Consider the following 4,885-nt stretch of genomic DNA (forward strand, 5'->3'; position numbering starts at 1 on the left):
GACCGCACCTATGCCGGCGCCCTGATCGCCTCGCTGTCCAACCCCTGGGGCGACACCGTCGACGCCTCCAAGCCCTCGACCGGCTACAAGGCCGTCTGGCCGCGCGACTTCTACCAGTGCGCCATGGCCCTGGCGGCGTTGGGCGACAAGGAAACGCCGTTGGCGGCCTTCCACTATCTGCCGCAGGTGCAGGTCAAGGCGGACACCAAGGGCAATACGGGCGTCGGCGGCTGGTTTCTGCAGAAGACCTGGGTGGACGGCACCACCGAATGGGTCGGCGTTCAGTTGGACCAGACCGCCATGCCGATCATGCTGGGCTGGAAGCTGTGGAAGCTGGGCTGGCTGCCCGAGGCCGACCTGAAGGCCTACTACGGCAAGATGATCAAGCCGGCGGCCGACTTCCTGGTCGATGGCGGCAAGGTCGGGATCGGCTGGAACCACGAGACCATCACGCCGCCGTTCACCCAGCAGGAGCGCTGGGAAGAGCAGGGCGGCTATTCGCCCTCTACCACGGCGGCGACCATCTCCGGCCTGGTGACGGCGGGCGACATCGCCGAACTGGCCGGCGATGCGGCCGGGGCCGCTCGCTATCGCGCCACCGCCGACGCCTATTCCGCCAAGGTCGAGGCGCGGATGGTGACCACCAAGGGTCCGTTCGGCGACGGGACCTACTATGTGCGCCTGAACCAGAACGAAGACCCTAACGACCACGCCCCGATCGGCGCCGCCAACGGCCAGATCGCCCCGCCCAAGGACCAGGTGGTGGACGGCGGTTTCCTGGAGCTGGTCCGCTACGGCGTGCGCCGGGCCGATGACGCCGCCATCGTCGGCAGCCTGCCGGAGCTGGATGACACGACCCGGGCCGACCTCTACCGCGTCCGCTACGACTTCACCTTCCCCGGCGCGGCGGGCGAGTTCCCGGGCTGGCGCCGCTACGACGTCGACGGTTACGGCGAAGACGCCAAGACCGGCGCCAACTACGGCGTCGGCGGCAAGATGAGCCCGGGCCAGCGCGGCCGGGTCTGGCCGATCTTCACCGGCGAGCGTGGCCACTACGAACTGGCTCTGGCCAGCCTGCACGGCAAGCCGGACGCGGCGGCGATCCAGAAGATCCGCGACCGCTACGTCAAGGCCATGGAGCTGTTCGCCAATGACGGCCTGCTGATCCCCGAACAGGTCTGGGACGGCATCGGCCCTAACCCGCACGGCTACGAACGCGGCGAGGGCACGGACTCGGCCACGCCCCTGGCCTGGTCGCACGCTGAATACGTCAAGCTGCTGCGTTCGGTCAGCGACGGCAAGGTTTGGGACAGCTACGCGCCGGTGGCGGCCCGCTACGCGAAGTAGGGCGGGCAACCGCCTGGTGATCCAGGCGTTTCCTGGCCGTAGCTTAACCGTGAAGAGATCGCGATGACCGACGCCTCGCCCCTCCGGAACAAGGCGTCGGCGGCGCTCGGCCTCGCGCTGATCGGCGCCGAGATCCTTGGTGCTGGATCGGCCCGAGCGGCGGACTGGTGGTACGTCAATCAGGGCCAGGACCGGGTGATGCTGGTCGACGTGGCGTCGATCAAGCCCGGCAAGGGTGGGGTGCTGACCTACTGGAACACCCAGGTCGTCGCCGACGGCGCGGCGGACGGCGTGCGGATGATCAAGAGTTCCATGCTGGCCGACTGCGCCAAGGCGCGGGGCGGTTGGGGGCTGATCGTCCGCTACGACCGCGACGACAAGCAGCTCGATGTCGACAGCCTGGCCAAGCCTGTCCTGGCGGCGGTGGAGCCCGGCACCCTGGGCGAGGCGGAGCTGACCTTCGTCTGCGCCAGTCACGACGATCGCGAAGCGGCGGGCGCGTTCGCGGTGGCCGTCGATACGCGGACCTTCGCCGACGCCCTGATCGCCGCTGGCGATGAGGCGCCCCACGCGGTGTACGACCGCCTGGCCGGCGACCCCGGCACCCCGCTCGTCCGCTCCACCGCGCCCGGGACCGAGACCTTCGGCCGCCGCCAGACCGCCAAGGCCGGTCAGCCCCTGGTCCCGCCGAGCGACTACGCCAAGGGGATCCAACTGCCCAAGGCCGCCGACTATCCGGCCGCCACCTCCGGCGACGCCTACGACGTGACCTTCGGAGGGGTGACGGACGGCGAACTGAAGTTCGAAGTGCGTGGCTACGACGTGGATGACCTGATCCATCCCGCCTCGGGGCAGATCGAGAGCTTTCCCGAGGGAGCCAAGACGATCCAGATCCGTGATCTGGCCATCGCCATCGAGGCCGTGACGCCCGAAGCCATCACCTATCGGGTCCGGCTCGAGAAGGCGGCGGCGCCAGACTAGCGCTTGCCGCGCCCGGCCTAGGCCAGCGGCAGTTCGAACAGTGTCCCTTCGGCGGTGTCGGCGCCGCGTCCGATGGCCGCGATCGCCGCCGACATGCGGCCGTTTCGGCCCAGGGCCGCGTCCGCCAGGCCGACTATCAGCGGGTTGGGCGTCGCATAGGGCGCGGCCATGCGCAGGGCGTTAGCGATGTCGGCCTCGGTGCGCCCGGGTGTGCGCTGGCAGGCGATGATGTAGGCCGCCGCCGTCGAGCGGCTGACCCCGGCCCAGCAGTGGACCAGCATCGGCCGCGCGGCGTCCCAACCCGCCGCGAAGTCCAGCAGCCGGGCGACCAGGGCCGCGTCGGGGGGCGTGAAGCCCTCGCGCGGCTCGGCGATGTCATGAAAGGCGAGCTGGAGGCAGGCTTCGTCGCCGGCCGCTCGGGGCCAGGCCTCGGGCGGCGAGGTGGGCGACAGCAGGCTGACCAGATGCGACGGCTGGTGCAGGGCCCGCGCTGGGTCGACTTGGCTGAGCGGACAGACCAGCAGGGTCATCGCGCCAGCACCGCCGAAACGCCCAGCAGCACGCCCAGCTCGCAGGCCTGCTCCACCCCGCCCAGCACGTCGCCGGTATAGCCGCCGATCAGCCGCCGGGCCGTCAGGGCCAGCGCCGCCGCCAAGGCCGCGCCGACCGCCGCGCCCGCCAGGCCGGACCAGCCCAGCAAGGCCAACGGCCACAGGCCCAGCACGGCGGCGATGAGCAGTTCCAAAGGCCGCACCCCGTCCGGCGCGGGCTTGTACTTGGCGTCGTCGCGGTCGCTGACATGGCGCTCCAGCACCATGACCACGACGGCGGCGACGCGGCCCGCGCCGTGGGCGGCGACCAGGGCCAGGGCGGCGGTCGCCAGGGGCAGGGTCGCGAGCGCCGCCACCTTGATCGCCAGCACCAGGCCCAGAGCCAGGACACCGTAGGTCCCGACTCGGCTGTCCTTCATGATCTCCAGGCGTCGGGCCGGGGTCTGGCCGCCGCCCAGGCCGTCGGCGGTGTCGGCCAGGCCGTCCTCGTGGAAGCCGCCGGTGACCAGCACCCCCGCCGCGACGGCCAGCAGGGCCGGCAGCAGGCCGCCCCACACTTGCCCCGTCGCCAGCAGCACCCCGGCGCAGATCGCGCCGACCAGGACCCCGACCAGCGGATAGTAGCGGGCGGCGCGGGTGATCCAGTCCGGTTGGAAGTCGGCAAACGAGGGCGCCGGCAGTCGGGTCAGGAACTGCAGGGCGCAAAAGAACAGCTTCAGCTGGCGCGGCATCAGTCGGGTCCGGCCAGGACGTCGGCCAGGGCCGCGACGTCGGTCAGCAGGTTGGCGGCCGCGACCAGCAGCGGGGCGGCAAGGGCCGCGCCGGTCCCTTCACCCAGCCGCAGGTCCAGATCCAGCAGGGGGCGCACGCCCAGGGCCTGGAGCATGGCCGGATGGCCGCGCTCGGCCGAACCGTGGGCGAAGACGCAGTAGTCGAGGGTGGCGGGGACCAGGCGCACGGCGACCAGGGCCGCGGCGCTGCTGATGAAGCCGTCGACCAGCACCACCCGCCGCATCGAGGCCGCGCCCAGCACCGCGCCGACCATCATGGCGATCTCGCAGCCGCCGAACTGGGCCAGCACGTCCAGCGGCTCGACGGCGTCCGAGCGCTGGGCGGCGCGGGCGATCCCGGCGCGCTTGCGGGCCAGGCCTTCGGCCCCGTGGCCCGTGCCCTGGCCGATGCAGTCGTCGAGCGGCGCGGGGGCCAGCCGGTGCATGATCAGGGCGGCGGACGAACTGTTGCCGATGCCCATCTCGCCCAGGGCGATGACGTCGGCCCCGCCCGTCGCCGCCGCGCGGGCGATGTCGGCGCCCGTGGCGATGGCGGCCTCCACCTCCCGCGAGGTGAGGGCCGGCTCGCGGGCCGCGTTGCGGGTTCCGCGCCGAACCTTGGCGACGATCAGCTCGGGATGGTCGGGCAGGTCGGCGTCGACCCCGGCGTCGACCACGTGGACATGGACGCCTGTGGCCCTGGCCAGGGCGCTGACGCTGGAGCGGCCCGAGAGGAACAGCCCGACCATGGCCGCGGTGACGCTGGACGGATAGGCCGAGACGCCTTCGTTGGTCAGCCCGTGGTCGCCGGCGAACACATAGAGGTCGGTGCGGGCGATGCGCGGGTCCAGCCGGTTCTGGATCAGGCCGATCCGCACGGCCAGGTCCTCCAACCGTCCCAGCGAGCCCGGCGGCTTGGCCTTGGCGKCCAGCTGGGCCCGCAAGGCCGGCTCGAGCGCGGCGTCGACGGGGGTGATGGCGGCCTTGAGAACGGGAAGGGCGAGCATGGTGGGTCCTGGATAGACGAGCGGGGGTTATCGGGCGAGGGCGACGATCAGGCCGATCGCCAGAGGGATCAGCCAGAGCAGCAGGCAGGCCCGGCGGTAGAGGCGAAGACCGCGCGCCAGGTCGGCGGGCTTGGGGCGGGGGCCGTCGCCGAAGGTCGGGCGGGCGGTGGTGAGGCCGTCGTAGAGGGCGTCGCCGCCCAGCTGGACGCCCAGGGCGCCGGCCATGGCC

The 4,885-nt window shown here is 72.1% G+C and carries 5 protein-coding genes and 1 pseudogene; 2 read left to right on the forward strand and 4 right to left on the reverse strand.

The window, feature by feature from the left end; translation table 11 throughout:
* Positions 1 to 1,347 (forward strand): glycoside hydrolase family 15 protein (locus tag AC1DZ6_RS19045; protein ID WP_477098711.1); only part of this gene is annotated, 1,347 nt, incomplete at its 5' end.
* 63 nt (positions 1,348 to 1,410) lie between these two features.
* Positions 1,411 to 2,328, forward strand: coding sequence for a hypothetical protein (locus AC1DZ6_RS19050; protein WP_477098712.1), 918 nt, complete (start codon positions 1,411 to 1,413; stop codon positions 2,326 to 2,328).
* 17 nt (positions 2,329 to 2,345) lie between these two features.
* On the opposite strand, the gene AC1DZ6_RS19055 is transcribed toward AC1DZ6_RS19050, so the two are convergent.
* From AC1DZ6_RS19055 to AC1DZ6_RS19070, 4 genes and pseudogenes are all read right to left on the reverse strand, one after another.
* Complete coding sequence (locus AC1DZ6_RS19055) at positions 2,346 to 2,858, reverse strand: tyrosine phosphatase family protein (protein WP_477098713.1); 513 nt, start codon at positions 2,856 to 2,858, stop codon at positions 2,346 to 2,348.
* On the reverse strand, positions 2,855 to 3,610 hold the full coding sequence (gene cobS / locus AC1DZ6_RS19060; RefSeq protein WP_477098714.1) for an adenosylcobinamide-GDP ribazoletransferase: 756 nt from the start codon (positions 3,608 to 3,610) through the stop codon (positions 2,855 to 2,857). The genes AC1DZ6_RS19055 and cobS overlap by 4 nt, the downstream gene beginning before the upstream one ends.
* A complete protein-coding gene (cobT, locus tag AC1DZ6_RS19065) occupies positions 3,610 to 4,656 on the reverse strand; it encodes a nicotinate-nucleotide--dimethylbenzimidazole phosphoribosyltransferase (RefSeq protein ID WP_477098715.1) in 1,047 nt (348 codons plus the stop codon). The genes cobS and cobT overlap by 1 nt, the downstream gene beginning before the upstream one ends.
* Positions 4,657 to 4,683: 27 nt before the next feature.
* Positions 4,684 to 4,885: pseudogene (locus AC1DZ6_RS19070) on the reverse strand (adenosylcobinamide-phosphate synthase CbiB); the annotation flags it as partial.

This window comes from Caulobacter sp. P1_B12_2 (assembly GCF_056406675.1).

Excerpts from the sequence above, each read along its gene's own strand:
- AC1DZ6_RS19050 (WP_477098712.1), top strand. The coding sequence starts at position 1,411 with ATGACCGACGCCTCGCCCCTCCGGAACAAGGCGTCGGCGGCGCTCGGC.
- AC1DZ6_RS19055 (WP_477098713.1), bottom strand. The coding sequence starts at position 2,858 with ATGACCCTGCTGGTCTGTCCGCTCAGCCAAGTCGACCCAGCGCGGGCC.
- cobS (WP_477098714.1), bottom strand. The coding sequence starts at position 3,610 with ATGCCGCGCCAGCTGAAGCTGTTCTTTTGCGCCCTGCAGTTCCTGACC.